This is a genomic window from Bacillus sp. PSXD-155, assembly GCF_049310765.1.
Classification (GTDB): domain Bacteria; phylum Bacillota; class Bacilli; order Bacillales; family Bacillaceae_G; genus Bacillus_A; species Bacillus_A cereus.
Map to the genome: position 1 here is coordinate 103,150 of NZ_JBMOWC010000001.1, position 17,257 is coordinate 120,406.

Consider the following 17,257-nt stretch of genomic DNA (forward strand, 5'->3'; position numbering starts at 1 on the left):
AAAAACGAGATATTTGTCAGAGGAATTCGCCAAATAACCCTATATATTTATCTTATATGTATGCATTTGACTTCATTTGTAGAACAAAAAACTAGATAGCAAAGACTATCTAGTTTTTCTCTCGAATATATTTTCGAACTTCAGAAATGAAATAAAGAGAACCTGTTATGATAAAAACATCATTTTCCCCTATCATTTCAACTTTTGTATCAATTGCCTCTTTCCAATTTTCAAAAACTAATTTTGATTCTTTTTGTGAATATGATGCAAGCTTGTCTGCAGAAATAGCACGATCAAAGGCGAATGTTGTAAAAATCATTTCATCTGCAATGGTTTCTAATCGGCCTACCATGTTATGCAATTGTTTATCACCAAGGGCAGTAAATAAAACTATTACATTTTTATCTTTGTAATGCGCTTCTACTGTTTTCACAAGGCTTTCGATACCTTCTGGATTATGAGCACCATCTATAATAATATCCGGGTTACTTTGTAGCTTTTCAAAGCGCCCAATCCAATACGCTTCCCGTAATCCCGTTCTTATTCCCTCTTCCTCAATTAAAAATGATAAATATGTTTTTACATACATTACTGCCATAAGTGCTAGCGCTGCATTTCCTACTTGATGAATACCTTTCATTGAGATTTGCAAATCTTCAAATGCGGTAAAAGGACAAGTAAAATCAAACTGTTCCCCATCTTCGTTAGACTGTTTATGTAACGCTGTAAAATGCTTGCCAAGTTCGTATAAGTTTGCATGGTTTTCCTTTGCAACATTTTGAATGACTTGCAAAGCTTCTTCATCTTGCACACCAGTAATTACCGGCACACCAGACTTAATAATCCCCGCCTTTTCATATGCAATTTCTCCTAGTGTATTCCCTAAAATATGCATATGATCGTGACCGATATTCGTAATAATCGTGAGAACAGGGTGTATAACATTGGTAGAATCAAAACGTCCACCGAGCCCTGTTTCAAATAAAACAACATCACAGAAATTGACTTTACCGAAATAGCAAATTGCCATAACAGTAATAATTTCAAACTCAGTCGCTTCCCCTAAATCCGTTTCATCTAGTTTTTCCACGACTGGTTTTACCATCTTTACGAGTTCAGTAATCTCTTCATCTGCAATTGGTGTTCCATTCACACTAATGCGTTCATTAAATGTTTCGATGTAAGGAGAGGTAAACGTTCCTACCTTATATTTCGCGCCTTCTAACATGTAACGCATATATGTTAACGTTGAACCTTTTCCATTTGTACCAGCAAGATGAACACATTTTATATGACGCTCTGGATTTCCGAGCTCTTCTAGCATCCAATTCATTCTTTCTAATCCTGGTTTAATACCAAATTTCAATCGGCTATGAATCCACCCTATCGCTTCTTCGTATGTATGTATCACGTATGCTTTTCCCCTTTCAAAAGACAACTTTCATAGTTCTATTATACGCAAAGAAAAGAGACTCACCAATATAGTGAGTCTCTAAAAATATTTTTACTTTTCAAGATCTGCTAGACGTTGACGAACTGCTTCGCGTTTTTCTAGGTAATCTTGCTCTTTCGCACGCTCTCCTTCAATAACCGCTGCAGGAGCTTTCGCTACGAAACCTTGGTTAGAAAGTTTCTTCTGTACACGTTCTACTTCTTTATCGAACTTCTCAAGTTCTTTCTCAAGACGAGCTCTCTCTTCATCAAGATTGATAAGATCAGCTAACGGTAAGAATAACTCTGCACCTGATACGATTGCAGTCATTGCTTTTTCTGGCGCTTGTAAGTCCGTTTGAATTGTTAATTCGCTTGGGTTACAGAAACGCTCAATGTAAGAGCTATTCTTCGTAAGTTGAGCAAGTACAGCCTCATCTTTTGCTTTAATTTGCATTTGAACTTTTTTGCTCATTGGCGTATTTACTTCTGCACGAATGTTACGAACAGAGCGAATGATATCAACTAGAAGGTGCATTTCTGCCGCAGCTTCCGTATCTTGTAAATCTTCGCGAACTGTTGGCCACGCAGCTACTGTAATAGATTCGCCTTCATGCGGTAAATGTTGCCAAATTTTCTCTGTTACGAATGGCATGAATGGGTGTAATAGACGCATTGTTTGATCTAATACGTAAGCTAAAATAGAACGAGTCGTTTTCTTAGCTGCTTCATCTTCACCGTATAGTGGAAGTTTCGCCATTTCAATGTACCAGTCACAGAAATCATCCCAAATGAAGTTGTATAATGAACGACCAGCTTCACCGAACTCATATTTATCCATGTTACGTGTTACACTCTCGATTGTTTCGTTTAAGCGAGTTAAGATCCACTTATCTGCAACTGATTTTTCACCAGTTAAATCGATTTCTTCATACTTCATATCATCCATGTTCATTAATACGAAACGTGATGCGTTCCAAATTTTATTAATGAAGTTCCAAGTAGATTCTACTTTTTCCATGCTGAAACGTAAATCTTGACCTGGTGCACTTCCTGTTGATAAGAAATAGCGCATTGCATCTGCACCGTACTTCTCGATAACATCCATTGGGTCAATACCGTTACCAAGAGATTTACTCATCTTACGACCTTGCTCATCACGAACTAAACCGTGAATTAATACATCTTTAAATGGACGCTCGCCTGTAAACTCTAAACCTTGGAAAATCATACGAGATACCCAGAAGAAGATGATGTCATAACCCGTTACTAGTGCATCTGTTGAATAGTAACGTTTGAAGTCTGCTGAATCTTCATTTGGCCAACCAAGTGTTGAGAATGGCCATAGCGCTGAACTGAACCATGTATCAAGTACGTCGTTATCTTGATTCCAGTTTTCAATATCTGCTGGTGCTTCTGTACCTACGTATACTTCACCAGTTTCTTTATGGTACCAAGCTGGAATACGGTGTCCCCACCATAATTGACGAGAAATACACCAGTCATGAATATTTTCCATCCATCGTAAATATGTGTTTTCAAAACGCTCTGGTACGAACGTTACTTTTTCTTCTTCTTTTTGTTGAAGCGCTACTGCTTTTTCAGCAAGTGGAGCCATTTTTACGAACCATTGTGTTGATAAGTAAGGCTCAACAACTGCACCGCTACGCTCACTATGACCTACTGAATGCATATGTGGCTCGATTTCTACTAATACGCCAGCTTCTTGTAAGTCTTTCACTAATTCTTTACGGCATTCGAAACGATCCATACCGTTATATTTACCAGCTTTTTCGTTCATCGATCCATCTTCGTTCATTACTAAGATGCGTGGTAAGTCATGACGGTTACCTACTTCAAAGTCGTTCGGGTCATGAGCTGGTGTAATTTTTACAACGCCTGTTCCGAAGTCTTTTTCTACGTACTCATCAGCAATAATCGGAATCTCACGGCCTACGATTGGAAGTGTAACTGTTTTTCCGATTAAATGTTTGTAACGATCATCTTCTGGATGAACTGCTACCGCTGTATCACCAAGCATCGTTTCTGGACGAGTAGTAGCAAGGCGAATGTGACCTGAACCGTCTGTTAACGGATAGTTCATATGGTAGAATGCACCTTGAACTTCTTTATGAATTACTTCAATATCAGAAAGAGCTGTGCGTGTTGCTGGATCCCAGTTGATAATATATTCACCGCGGTAAATTAAGCCTTTTTCGTATAATTGAACGAATACTTTATTAACCGCATCAGATAAACCTTCGTCTAATGTGAAACGTTCGCGAGAATAGTCTAGTCCTAAACCAACTTTCCCCCATTGTTGACGAATGTGAGAAGCGTACTCTTCTTTCCACTCCCAAGCTTTTTCAAGGAATTTCTCACGGCCAAGATCGTAACGTGAAATACCTTCTTCACGAAGTTTTCCTTCTACTTTCGCTTGTGTTGCGATACCAGCATGGTCCATTCCTGGAAGCCATAGCACATCGTAACCTTGCATACGCTTCGTACGAGTTAAAATATCTTGAAGAGTTGTATCCCAAGCATGACCTAAGTGTAACTTACCAGTTACGTTCGGAGGTGGAATTACAATTGTATACGGTTGTTTCTTCTCGTCTCCTGTTGCTTCAAAATATTTGCCTTCAAGCCACCATTGATAAAGGCCTTCTTCAACGGACATATGATCATATTTAGTTGGTAAATTCTTTTCCGTGTTTGACATTATTTTCCCTCCTTAAAATAAAAAATGTCCCTCATCCAAAAAGGACGAGGGACATCGCGGTACCACCTTTATTTACAAACAAATTCATAATTTGCTTATACTCTTAATTTGATAACGGACAAATCCGTCTTTTCCTAATGAGAACTATTCTGTTCAGAAAAGATGCTCCAGGGCTACCTTCTAACATAACTATCTAGAGAATCTCCCAGCTACTGATTCTCCTCTCTGAAGACGTTTCATGTTATACTCTTCCCCTTCAAGGCATTTATATGATTGTTAATTATTATATACAATAGTGTAAAAAACGAAACCTTATTCGTCAAGATAAATTTAAAACTATGACTTTTCGGGTGAATATAAAGAAGATAAGTAGCATTCTCTACTTATCTTCTTTATCCCGCTATTTGCGGGCAATAAGACCCCACCTCAAAATTCAGCTAAAACAAAGAAGTTAGGTTGGAGCCACCCGCTGATTAAAGTTTTACTTTACCCGTTCCCTTGCTGGGCAGCTTGTAATTGTGACAGGAAATATTCTATATTGCTAACGAGCCAATGCGATTGTTGCAAACTCTTTACTCCGCGCAGTTCATTTTCCTCGTTGCGATTATCTCTTCTTTTCTTATAAGACTGGATTTGCCGAATAAATTGCGATGGATACGTCATATACGCAAACATAAGTAGTTGCTCTTCTTTCGTAAAAGGGAAATTTTTTTGATACATTTGAAACCATTCAAACCGATCACTTCTTGCGATTGGATATGTGTTTAAAGACCGTGAATAAAAACCTACTATATCTTGCACAGGCGTTGCAAACTTCGATTTTTCCAAACTAATAAAATAGCCATTTCGCTCATAGTCAAATAAAAAATGATTAAGTGACACGTTACCATGCACAAAAGTAATACGTGTTTTCTCTTTTTCTTTCATCGCATCGTTCCACTCATTTAATTGCTTCGTTGCAAATTCACGCGCTCTCATTACATGATGATAGTACGTACAATATTGTAATTCAAACGGGGACATATACCATTTTGATTCAGATTCTACGAGAAACTCTTCTAACATCTCACCATCATTTTCCCAGCGATCGGATATAGTTGTATAATGTTTTTCTAAATCTTCTTCCGTATATGTTTCTTCCTTCACAGTTTTTTGATGCAACGTTCCAAGTGTCTGAAACATTTTATGGTATTGATCATTATCCTCGCCGTTTCCTTCTGCACGTTCTAACCAAGGCATTAAATAATAATTATACGTCCCGTCACTTAAAATATAATTTCCATCCGTCGCGTGGTATATAGGTACATAATTTGAAAAACCTTTCTCCTTCAAATATTGAATATGATGCAGAAAATTATTCCGCTCTAACTTTCTGCCTTCTATTTTCTTGAGTGCATATGGACCTTGATTCGTATAAATTTTCATTACGCTTCCGTGCTCTTCCATATGCTGCGTATCCAATCTATATTGCCTCACGATAGGTTCATAGTGATTTCGTAATTCAATATCCATACGAATAACCCTTTCTATTCAAAACATAGCCTCTAAGAAAAGAAGCGAGTGAAAACACTCACTTCCTTATTTCGCCTTTACCCTTGAAACGGGAATATAAATAATTTGCCCCGTATTTAAAAATATATCTTCTGTTTGATTGACACGGCACACATTTTGCACAGACGTTTCATAACGTTCTGCAATAGATTCAATTGTATCCCCTTCTTGCACGAAATACATTCTTAACTTTGTAAATTCTTCTTCCGGTTCTTTCGTAAATAGTTTTGTTAAATAAAGCGCATTTTCATCTCGCTGTGAGTACTCTTCTTCTTGTTCTTCCTGCTTTTTCGCTTTTTCTTTCTTGAAATCTTTTCGCCCAAACAATTCAAATTGCGGCGTTGTTTCTTGCTCCTCTTCACGCTCCACAAATTCATGTTCCTCTATCTTCTCTTCTTCTAATTCCTGCTCTTTTCTTTCCTCTAATTGGAACGGTTCAAATGCGTAATCTTCCCACTCATCTGATTCCTTATATGCTGGTTCTTCTACATGCGGCGCCGGTCTATTTTCATCCTCTTGCGCTGAATCTTCTTCTAACTCGGCATACACCGTTTCTTCCTCTTCAGCTTCATCCTCGTTTCTCTCTTCATCACACAAACCGGTAATAGATATATCCGCTAATAATTGTAAGCAACCATTTTCCTTTAATTCATAATCAAATTCCTCAATTGATACATATAGCTCTTCAATTACTTTCACTCGATTTCTCGGAATTGATATTTCAAGCGGAAAGGAATGAACAAGTTCATTAACCCCATCTTCCCTTGTTTCTACATAATCAATTGACTTTGCTGGCGATAGTTCTCTTAATGAATACGCCGAATCATCTTTTCGTGCAACATACTCTCCCGTTAAATCTAATTGCCCTCTCACGATTACTTCATGATCAAGCTCTTCTATCTCAACGTCTGGATCTAACGAAATTGACAAAAGTTCATCGACTTCCTGTCCCTTTTGGAACCAAACAGATTCTTTTAATGAAAATCGTAACGAATGATCTGCAGCCACTTCTTTTCCCCCTCCCAAACTATATGTCATTACAGATTTATGTAGGGAAAGCTTACTTTATGAATAAAAAAAAATCGCTCCCCTTATGGAGAGCGATTTTTCTCTAATACATTATTTTAATTTTGACATTGCAATTTCAGCTGCTGCAATCGTCGCCTCAATATCTGCGTCACTATGTGCTGTCGATAAGAATAAACCTTCGAATTGAGATGGCGGTAAGAATACACCTTGTTCTACCATTTCACGATAGTAAGCCGCAAAGAATTCTAAGTTTGAAGATTTTGCTGCATCGTAATTAATAACGGGCTCATCTGTAAAGAAAATACCAATCATAGAACCTGCACGGTTAATACGATGTGGAATGCCATGTTTTTCAGCTGCTTTACGTAATCCAGCTTCCAACATTTCAGCTTTACGCTCAAATTCTACATATGATTCTGGCGTTAACTGTACTAACGTTTCATAACCTGCTGCCATTGCAAGTGGATTACCTGATAAAGTACCAGCTTGGTAAATCGGTCCGCTTGGTGCAACTTGGCGCATAATTTCTGCTTTACCACCGTATGCTCCTACTGGTAAACCACCACCGATTACTTTACCTAAGCATGTTAAATCAGGTGTTACGCCATAATAACCTTGGCCACAATTATAAGCTACTCGGAACCCTGTCATTACTTCATCAAAAATAAGCAATGCACCGTTTTGTTCTGTTACTTCACGAAGACCTTCTAAAAATCCAGGCTGCGGAGGAACAACCCCCATATTTCCTGCTACTGGTTCTACAATTACACAAGCAATATCATCACCGAATTGTTCAAACGCGTATTTTACGCTTTCTAAATCGTTATAAGCTACTGTAATCGTATTTTTCGCTACACCTTCTGGTACACCAGGACTATCTGGTAAACCTAAAGTCGCCACACCAGAACCAGCTTTAATTAATAGCGAATCACCATGACCGTGGTAACAACCAATAAATTTCAAGATTTTATTACGACCTGTATAACCACGAGCTAAACGTAGTGCACTCATTGTTGCTTCCGTTCCAGAGTTAACCATACGCACAATCTCAATTGATGGCACGCGCTCAATAACAAGTTTTGCTAATTTATTTTCAATTTCTGTTGGTGCACCGAAGCTTGTACCTCTTTCAGCAACAGATTTTAACGCTTCTACAACACGATCATTTGCATGACCATGAATTAAAGGCCCCCATGATAATACGTAGTCGATGTATTCATTCCCATCAATATCATATACTTTAGAGCCTTTTCCACGCTCCATAAACAACGGATTCATCCCAACAGATTTAAAAGCACGAACCGGGCTATTTACGCCACCAGGCATTAAGTCTTGTGCCTCTTCAAACGCCGCAATCGATTTATCAAACTTTTTCATTATTTAGCGCCTCCTTCTTGTAACCATTTTGCTGCATCTTTCGCATGATACGTAATAATTAAGTCTGCTCCTGCACGTTTCATACTAATTAATTTTTCAAGAACAACTTCTTTTTCATTAATCCAGCCATTTTGCGCTGCCGCTTTAATCATCGAATATTCACCACTTACATTATAAGCGACAACTGGTAAATTAAAGTTATTTTTCACATCACGAACGATATCTAAGTAAGAAAGAGCTGGTTTTACGATTAAGAAATCTGCACCTTCCATTACATCTGATTCTGCTTCACGGAATGCTTCCATACGGTTTGCCGGATCCATTTGATATGTTTTACGGTCACCAAATTGCGGTGCACCGTGCGCAGCATCACGGAATGGTCCATAAAATGCTGATGAATATTTCACAGCGTACGACATAACTGGCACGTGTCCAAAACCATTTTCGTCTAATGCATGGCGAATTGCTGTTACGAAGCCGTCCATCATGTTTGATGGCGCAATAATGTCCGCTCCTGCTTTCGCTTGACTTACAGCTGTTTTCGCAAGAACTGCAAGAGACTCGTCATTTAAAATAATACCATCTTCAATTACACCGCAATGACCATGGCTTGTAAATTGACATAAACATGTGTCTGCGACTACTACTAGCTCAGGGAAATCACCTTTAATTTGCTGAATAGCACGTTGTACAATTCCATGATCACAATATGCTGATGATCCAACTTCATCCTTTTCAGCAGGTAAACCAAATACAATAACAGAACGAATACCTAAATCAACAACTTCTTGCATTTCAGCTTGCAATAAATCTAAAGAAATTTGATATACGCCTGGCATAGAAGGAACTTCATTACGAACATTTTCACCTTCTAATACAAAAATAGGGTAAATAAAATCTTCCGTATGTAAAAACGTTTCACGCACAAGCGCACGCATGCCCCCGCTTTGTCTTAAACGACGATGACGATTAAATTGTAAAGAGTTCATAGATTTCTATCCCCATTCTTTCATTTTATAGATTCACAAACACATTGTAGTAATGCTTCTACAGTGTACTCTTTCGGCACAATAACAGACGGAAAATAACGACTTGCCTCTTTTTCCGTAATAGGTCCTATACAAGCAATTGTACATTTTTTTGTCCATTCTCTCCAGTTTGCACCCTCAAGTAAACGAACAAAACTAGTAACAGTTGAAGGACTCGTAAATGTAATAATGTCTACTTCTCCTAACTTCAACGCTGCTATAAGCTCTTGCTTTTTTTCTACATTCACTTTCGTACCGTATACGATCAACTCATCTAGAGAAACACCAATTTCACGCAGTTTAACTGGTATTACATCTCTTGCTAAATTGCCTTTTGGAAATAAAATACGTTCGTTTCCATTTAATTCTTTTAGAAACTCTTCGGCAAATGCTTCTGCAACAAATGAATTCGGGACAAAATGAACTTGATAGCCCCTTTTTTCTAACTCTAATTTTGTTTTCACACCTACCGCAGCGATTTTAATGGTTAGTGGTAGTTTCTTTTTTAAACTATCTAGAAAAAAAGCTACACCATTTCTGCTCGTAAAAATAACCCAGTCGTATGAATGTAGCTGCTCTTCAATATGTTGAATTTGCCTATGAGACATACCTTCCATACGCAAAAGCGGAATTTCCAATGGAATTCCGCTCTTTTCTTTCACTGCTACACTCATTTGTTTCGCTTGATGCTGGGCACGTGTAATCAATACCGTTTTTCCAGCGAGAGCGTTCATATTTATTGTTGCTCCTTATTTGCAGCAAGAATGAGTTCTTTGGCGCCTTGTTTAATTAAACGGTCCGCGGCCTCTAATCCTACTTCTTCAGGATTAGTACCCACTACTGTCTCTTTTAATAAAACAGAGCCATCCATAGAGCCGACAAGAGCTGTTAATTCGATTGCATCGTTTTCTGTAAGGGTTGCATATCCAGCGATTGGAACTTGGCATCCACCTTCAAGTTTATGAAGAAATACTCGCTCCGCTGCCACTGTTCTTTCTGTTATCGCATCATTAATATGCGCTAACAATTGCAATAAATCCTTATCATCCTCACGACATTCAATCGCTAATGCACCTTGTCCTACAGCAGGTACACATAACGTTTCATCTAAATGTTCTGTAATAACTTCATCATCCCAGCCCATTCTTTGTAATCCAGCTGTCGCTAAAATAATCGCATCGTAATCTTCTTCTTTTAATTTACGTAAACGTGTATCGATATTCCCGCGAATCCACTTCACTTGTAAATCTGGTCTCGCAGCGAGTAGCTGTGCACTACGTCTTAAACTACTCGTACCTAAAATAGCACCTTCCGCTAACTCTTTAAACGATGCTCCATTTTTTGAGATAAAAGCATCCCGAGGGTCAACACGCTTTGGTGTACAGCCAATCATTAAACCTTCTGGAAGTACGGCCGGCATATCTTTCATACTATGTACAGCCATATCGATTTCTTTCGTAAGTAACGCATGCTCAATTTCTTTAACGAACAAGCCTTTTCCGCCTACTTTTGAAAGAGTAACATCTAAAATAACATCACCTTTTGTGACAATTTCTTTCACTTCAAATTCATATGGTAGACCTAGCGCTTTTAACTGATCAATAAACCAGTTTGTTTGCGTTAATGCTAGTTTACTCTTTCGTGACCCTACAATAATTTTGCGCATAATTCTCTCTCCTCATTATAAATACCAAAAGTGGAAATTGGATAAACTGCTTAATAGAAAAATGTTTACTAGCATTACGAGAAACGATCCGATATTCCACTGTACAATTTTCTTACCTTGCAACACATCTGCCGCTCGTAAATATAAACCTGTGCAATACACAAATAGAACGACAAAAGATCCGATTACTTTCGTATCATACCAATGGAAATTGTCCAATTTTGTATATCCCCATATACACCCCAATAAAATTGCTAGTAAGAAAAATGGAACAGAAAATAAATTTAATCCGTAAGACGTAGATTCAAGCTTCGGTAAATTACCTAACCTTCTTAATCTCGCATTCCACTTTTTCTTTTTTAATAGGCGATATTGCAGTAAATACATAATAGAAAAAATAAACGATACCGTAAACGTTGCATAAGAAATAATCGCCATTCCAACATGCACGTATACAAGTTCTGAAACTAATTGCTCTGCAAGTACTGGCGACATCTTTCCGAGCGGTGTAAAAATAGAAAAAGCGCTTACGCCAAATGCAACAACATTTGTAAAGAAGACTAAAAAGTCAACGCGCATAAATCGATTTATGACTAACGACATCGTAATCAATAACCAAACATAAAAATAAATCCCTGATAATAAAGTTAAAATGGGATTCGTTTCTGAATCTGTCGCCCTAAGCAACATAAAAATAGACTGCAATACCCATACAATCGAAAGTAACCAAAAAGCAAATCGGTTCGCCTTTCGGTTACTTTGGAAATAATCTATAAAATATAAACTAATGCTACAAGCATATAAAATAATTGCAATATGATAAATAATACTGTTATTTAAAAAACTCATCCGATCATCCTTCCAAATTATAAAGATGGAACGGATGGTGTCCACACTCTTTTATGTTCTACTTCTTCCGCACGACTCTCTACTTCTTCCGTTTCTAAATCAAAAATCTTTGCAAATAACGCTAGTTTTTCGCTCGCTCCCTCTTCAGCAGCTATTTCTTTTGCTACTAAAATTGGGTCTTTTAATAATTGATTAATAATACTTTTCGTATGCTTACTAATAACTTTTTTCTCACGATCACTAAGGTTTGGTATTTTTCGCTCTAGGCTTACCATCGTTTCACTTTGGATTGCAAGTGCCTTATCACGAAGAGCTGCTATTAACGGAACAACACCAAGTGTACTTAACCACGTTTTAAATAGAACAATTTCCTCTTCAATCATAAATTGAATTTTCTCCGCTTCTTTCAAACGCTCAGCACGATTTGCTTCCACTACTCCTTGCAGATCATCAATGTCATATAAGAAAGAACCTTCTAACTCATCAATCGCTGGATCAATATCACGTGGTACTGCAATATCAACCATAAATAAAGGACGACCAGAGCGCATTTTCTCCACCTTTGTCATCATCTCTTTCGTAATGACATACTCTGATGCACCAGTTGAACTAATTAAAATATCTGCTTCTAATAATGCACATTGTAATTCGCTTAACGATTTTGCATGTCCCATATATTTCTCAGCCATTACTTCTGCTTTCGAAAGCGTCCTATTCATAACTGTTACTTTACGAGCACCACTTCCATATAAGTTTTGTAGTGCAAGTTCGCCCATTTTACCAGCACCAAGAATAAGCACATGACAATCTGTTAACTCGCCAAATATTTTCTTTCCAAGCTCAACAGCAGCATAACTAACAGACATCGCACTTTCACCAATTGTTGTTTCTGAGTGGGCACGTTTTGCTAATGTAATGACTTGCTTAAACAATTCATTAAAAATTGTGCCTGTTGCTTTAACTTGTTGTGCTTCTAAAAAGCTATCTTTTATTTGGCCTAAAATCTGTGTTTCTCCCACTACCATAGAATCTAAACCGCACGTTACGCGGAATAAATGGTCTATTGCACCATCTTGTTCAAAAATAGTTAAATATGGTGCGACTTCTTCTATTTCAAGCTGAAACCAATCAGCTAAAAATTTCTTAATATAATACCGTCCCGTGTGTAATTGATCGACAACAGCATAAATCTCAGTGCGATTACAAGTTGATACAATGACATTCTCTAACACGCTCTTTTGATTTTGTAATGTAGTCATCGCTCGCTCTAGCTCTGCTGCCTGAAATGTGAGTTTCTCACGAAATTCTACAGGGGCTGTTCGATAATTTACACTAACAACAAGAATATGCACGCAGCATGTCCCCCTTCACCCGTTTTATCACTTTATCTACTATCATAATACAACTTTCCTCTTATGAATCTGACAATCGTGTGAACAACCGATTATTTTTTAATTATTCTCCGTATGTAATAAAGGAGATTCAGCAAACTAATAAAAAAACTTCTACTTTATAATGATTATAAATTAATAACTCTATTTGTACGTTACCAAAAAAAGTCCTCATAATCAAGTGATGGAAACTATTCCATATAAATTATAACATCATCTTTCCTATCTTCTTTCATCATGAAGGAAAATATGTATGATTGTTCCAAAATGTAGCAAACACTTTCTCAATACAATGTATTTGACATTTTATTTCTTTTTCGTTATATTTATTTTACAAAATTAAATTGTGCACAACTTAATAAGAAGGGAGTTATGTATGACAGAGGACTCTTTGCATCTAGATAACCAACTTTGTTTTTCTATTTATGCCTGTTCTAGAGAGGTTACTCGTTTTTATCGACCTTATTTAGAAGAGATGGGTATTACGTATCCCCAGTACATTACTTTACTCGTACTATGGGAGCAAGATGGACTAACAGTAAAAGAAATTGGAGAACGTCTATTTTTAGATTCCGGTACGTTAACACCTATGTTAAAACGAATGGAATCATTAACACTTGTAAAACGTGTTCGTTCCAAAGAAGACGAGCGAAAAGTTTGTATTGAATTAACAGAAAAAGGTAAAAATTTAAAGGAAAAGGCTTGTTCATTACCGACAACAATGGCTACAAACTTAGGAATTACAGAGCAAGAATATCGCTCTTTATTAATTCAACTAAATAAACTAATTGAAACAATGAAAACAATTAATGATGGAAAAGGGGAATAAATATGGATAAATTATATACTGCTTCAGTAACAGCAACAGGTGGAAGAAATGGGAAAGTAGTTTCAGATGATGGCATATTAAATCTTGATGTGAAAATGCCGAAAGCACTAGGTGGTGCAGGTGGAGAAGCAACAAATCCAGAACAACTATTTGCAGCTGGTTATGCAGCTTGTTTCGATAGTGCATTACAACTTGTCATTCGTACAAAACGTATGAAAGTAGGAAGTACAGAAGTAACCGCTCACGTTTCTATCGGAAAAGATACAGATGGTGGTTTTGGCCTATCTGCCGTGCTTGATGTACATGTCGCTGGCGTTTCACATAGCGAAGCACAAGAACTTGTAGAAGCGGCTCACGGTGTATGTCCTTACTCTAAAGCAACACGAGGTAATATTGAAGTTACATTAAACGTACGTTAACAGCTTATATAAAGAAAAAAACGCGCGACATTCGTCACGCGTTTTTTGTTTTTGTCATTTTATGAATTGCCTTCCACGCTTCTTCTTTTCCAAGTCCTGTTTCAGAAGAGAATAGAACGATTTCATCGCCAATTTCAACAGCAAGCGTTTCTTTTACAACTTTTAAATGCTTTTGCCATTTCCCTTTCGGGATTTTATCAGCTTTCGTCGCAATAATAATTGTTGGGATTTCATAATGCTTTAAGAAATCATACATCATCACGTCATCACTTGTCGGTTGGTGACGTAAATCAACTACTAATACAGCTGCGTCTAATTGCTTACGCGTTGTAAAGTACGTTTCAATCATTTTCCCCCATGCCGCGCGCTCCGATTTAGACACTTTCGCATATCCATAACCTGGAACGTCAACAAAATGCATCATCTCATTGATCAAGAAAAAGTTCAGCGTTTGTGTTTTTCCTGGTTTAGAAGAAATACGCACTAACTTTTTACGATTTAAAATTTTATTAATAAAGGAAGACTTCCCGACATTTGAACGACCTGCTAATGCAATTTCTGGTAAATCACTGTCTGGATATTGTTCTGGTTTAACAGCACTAATTACAATATCTGCTTTTGTTACTTTCATTGTTTCACTCCTACTAATGCGTGCTCCAATACTTCATCTAAATGAGATGCAAGCACAAACGTAAGGTTTTCTTTTACGCTCTCTGGAATATCATCTAAATCTTTCTCGTTTTCTGCTGGCAAAATAATTTTTGTTAAGCCTGCGCGGTGAGCACTTAATGTTTTTTCTTTTAAGCCACCAATTGGTAATACACGACCACGAAGTGTAATTTCACCTGTCATACCTACTTCTTTACTTACAGGAATACCTGTTAGTGCAGAAATAAGTGCCGTTGCCATCGTAATACCTGCTGACGGTCCATCTTTCGGAACTGCTCCTTCTGGAACATGAATATGAATATCATTTTTCTCATGGAAATTCGGATCAATCTGAAGCTCTTCTGCACGAGAACGTATATAACTAAACGCAGCTTGTGCTGATTCTTTCATAACATCCCCAAGTTTCCCTGTTAAAATTAGTTTCCCTTTTCCTGGCGCTACAGAAACTTCAATTGCAAGTGTATCGCCGCCTGCTGCTGTGTAAGCTAGACCTGTTGCCATACCAACTTGGTCTGTTTTTTCAGCTTGCCCATAACGGAATATGTGTTTACCAAGTAAATCAACAATCTTTTTCTCTGTCACAACGATACGTTTACGTTCTGCTGTAACGATAATTTTCGCTACTTTACGGCAAACTTTTGCAATTTGGCGTTCTAGCGTACGAACACCAGCCTCACGTGTATAATAACGAATAATTTCAAGAAGCGCTTCATCACGTACTTGTAAATTACCTTTTCGTAAGCCATGCTCTTTTAATTGTTTCGGCAATAAATGCTCACGAGCAATGTGTACTTTTTCAAGTTCTGTATAGCCAGCAATCGAAATGATTTCCATACGGTCAAGTAATGGACCTGGAATACTTGAAAGTGTATTAGCAGTTGCTACAAACATAACTTTCGATAGATCATATGGTTCTTCAATGTAATGATCACTGAAGTTATGGTTTTGTTCTGGATCTAATACTTCAAGTAATGCTGCTGATGGATCTCCACGGAAATCGTTAGACATTTTATCAATCTCATCTAATAAGAAGACTGGATTAACTGTTTTCGCCTTTTTCATACCTTGAATAATGCGTCCTGGCATTGCTCCAACATATGTACGGCGGTGACCACGAATTTCAGATTCATCACGCACACCACCAAGAGATACACGGACAAAGTTACGATTCAATGATGTTGCAATTGAACGCGCTAACGAAGTTTTTCCGACCCCAGGAGGGCCTACTAAACAAAGGATAGGTCCTTTTAATGAATTCGTTAACTTCTGTACAGCTAAATATTCAAGTACACGCTCTTTCACTTTTTCAAGACCGTAATGATCGTTATTTAAAATCTCTTCCGAATGAGCAAGATCAATTATATCTTCTGTTGCCTCTGTCCACGGAAGCGCTAATAACCAATCAATATAATTGCGAATAACACCACTCTCCGCAGAACTTGCTGGTAACTTTTCATAACGATCTAATTCTTTCAGCGCAGCCTTCATTGTTTCTTCAGGCATTCCTGACTGTTCAATTTTTTCACGAAGTTCTTCTACTTCTCCGCCCTTACCTTCTTTGTCGCCAAGTTCAGTTTGAATCGCCTTCATTTGCTCACGTAAGAAATATTCTTTTTGCGTGCGCTCCATTGAACGTTTCACTTGTTGCCCAATTTTCTTTTCTAGGCTAAGTAACTCTTGTTCATCTTGAATAATTGAAATAAGTGTATGTAATCGTTCTTTTACAGATACAATCTCTAGAATCTCTTGTTTCTGCTTCGTTTTAATCGGCAAGTGAGAAGCAATTAAATCAGCTAATCTCCCTGGTTCCTCTACATCAGCTACCGTTGCAAATGTTTCATTTGAAACTTTTTTCGAAACTTTAATATATTGTTCGAAATGCTCCAGTAACGTACGCATAAGAGCTTTCTCTTCTAAATCATCTTCTACTTCTTCAGTTACCGTTTTAATAGACACTTGTACTACATTTTCTTCTTCGATAAACTCTATTACTTCTGCTCTATGTAAACCTTCCACAAGGACACGAAGCGTACCGTTCGGCAATTTTAGCATTTGCTTTACTTTCGCCACTGTACCTACACTATATATGTCATCTTCTTTCGGATCATCGATATTCATTTCTTTTTGCATTGCTAAAAAGATGATATTTTCATCCATTGCCGCCTGCTCTAGTGCTTGTATCGATTTATCACGTCCTACATCAAGATGCAAAACCATCGTTGGATATACGAGAACGCCTCTTAATGGTAGGAGGGGCACGATTCTTTCGTTCGTATTCATACTAGACATAGCACCTCCA

The 17,257-nt window shown here is 37.6% G+C and carries 14 protein-coding genes and 1 other annotated feature; of the genes, 2 read left to right on the forward strand and 12 right to left on the reverse strand.

The window, feature by feature from the left end:
- Positions 1-109: 109 nt before the first annotated feature.
- The 10 genes from ACO6VI_RS00515 to hemA form a co-directional block, all read right to left on the reverse strand.
- The gene (locus tag ACO6VI_RS00515; RefSeq protein ID WP_063548696.1) at positions 110-1,411 is read right to left on the reverse strand and encodes a bifunctional folylpolyglutamate synthase/dihydrofolate synthase; all 1,302 of its coding nucleotides are present in this window, start codon (positions 1,409-1,411) and stop codon (positions 110-112) included.
- A gap of 93 nt (positions 1,412-1,504) precedes the next feature.
- Positions 1,505-4,150, reverse strand: a complete 2,646-nt coding sequence (locus ACO6VI_RS00520; RefSeq protein WP_000072222.1) for a valine--tRNA ligase — start codon at positions 4,148-4,150, stop codon at positions 1,505-1,507.
- A 37-nt stretch (positions 4,151-4,187) separates the two neighbouring features.
- Positions 4,188-4,419: a binding site (T-box leader), on the reverse strand.
- Between the two features lie 217 nt (positions 4,420-4,636).
- A complete protein-coding gene (gene ysxE / locus ACO6VI_RS00525) occupies positions 4,637-5,662 on the reverse strand; it encodes a spore coat protein YsxE (RefSeq protein ID WP_000350660.1) in 1,026 nt (341 codons plus the stop codon).
- A gap of 66 nt (positions 5,663-5,728) precedes the next feature.
- Complete coding sequence (spoVID, locus tag ACO6VI_RS00530) at positions 5,729-6,739, reverse strand: stage VI sporulation protein D (protein ID WP_003271973.1); 1,011 nt, start codon at positions 6,737-6,739, stop codon at positions 5,729-5,731.
- A gap of 81 nt (positions 6,740-6,820) precedes the next feature.
- On the reverse strand, positions 6,821-8,107 hold the full coding sequence (gene hemL, locus ACO6VI_RS00535) for a glutamate-1-semialdehyde 2,1-aminomutase (RefSeq protein WP_000712946.1): 1,287 nt from the start codon (positions 8,105-8,107) through the stop codon (positions 6,821-6,823).
- Positions 8,107-9,096, reverse strand: a complete 990-nt coding sequence (gene hemB / locus ACO6VI_RS00540) for a porphobilinogen synthase (RefSeq protein WP_001087056.1) — start codon at positions 9,094-9,096, stop codon at positions 8,107-8,109. The genes hemL and hemB overlap by 1 nt, the downstream gene beginning before the upstream one ends.
- 20 nt (positions 9,097-9,116) lie before the next feature.
- The gene (gene hemD, locus ACO6VI_RS00545) at positions 9,117-9,869 is read right to left on the reverse strand and encodes a uroporphyrinogen-III synthase (RefSeq protein ID WP_053563601.1); all 753 of its coding nucleotides are present in this window, start codon (positions 9,867-9,869) and stop codon (positions 9,117-9,119) included.
- A gap of 2 nt (positions 9,870-9,871) precedes the next feature.
- Entirely contained in the window at positions 9,872-10,801 is a 930-nt protein-coding gene (gene hemC / locus ACO6VI_RS00550) for a hydroxymethylbilane synthase (protein ID WP_016080168.1), read from the reverse strand.
- Positions 10,802-10,816: 15 nt separating this feature from the next.
- Entirely contained in the window at positions 10,817-11,650 is an 834-nt protein-coding gene (locus ACO6VI_RS00555; RefSeq protein WP_000009005.1) for a cytochrome c biogenesis protein, read from the reverse strand.
- 17 nt (positions 11,651-11,667) lie between these two features.
- Positions 11,668-13,002, reverse strand: a complete 1,335-nt coding sequence (gene hemA, locus ACO6VI_RS00560) for a glutamyl-tRNA reductase (protein WP_000547865.1) — start codon at positions 13,000-13,002, stop codon at positions 11,668-11,670.
- Between the two features lie 415 nt (positions 13,003-13,417).
- Between hemA and ACO6VI_RS00565 the strand changes: the two genes are divergently transcribed.
- A complete protein-coding gene (locus tag ACO6VI_RS00565) occupies positions 13,418-13,870 on the forward strand; it encodes a MarR family winged helix-turn-helix transcriptional regulator (protein WP_078993650.1) in 453 nt (150 codons plus the stop codon).
- 2 nt (positions 13,871-13,872) lie between these two features.
- The gene (locus ACO6VI_RS00570) at positions 13,873-14,289 is read left to right on the forward strand and encodes an organic hydroperoxide resistance protein (RefSeq protein ID WP_161520055.1); all 417 of its coding nucleotides are present in this window, start codon (positions 13,873-13,875) and stop codon (positions 14,287-14,289) included.
- Positions 14,290-14,323: 34 nt separating this feature from the next.
- On the opposite strand, the gene ysxC is transcribed toward ACO6VI_RS00570, so the two are convergent.
- Together ysxC and lon are read right to left on the reverse strand one after the other, a co-directional pair.
- Entirely contained in the window at positions 14,324-14,920 is a 597-nt protein-coding gene (ysxC, locus tag ACO6VI_RS00575) for a ribosome biogenesis GTP-binding protein YsxC (RefSeq protein WP_000869118.1), read from the reverse strand.
- Positions 14,917-17,247, reverse strand: coding sequence for an endopeptidase La (gene lon / locus ACO6VI_RS00580; protein ID WP_000097288.1), 2,331 nt, complete (start codon positions 17,245-17,247; stop codon positions 14,917-14,919). The genes ysxC and lon overlap by 4 nt, the downstream gene beginning before the upstream one ends.
- Positions 17,248-17,257 lie beyond the last annotated feature (10 nt).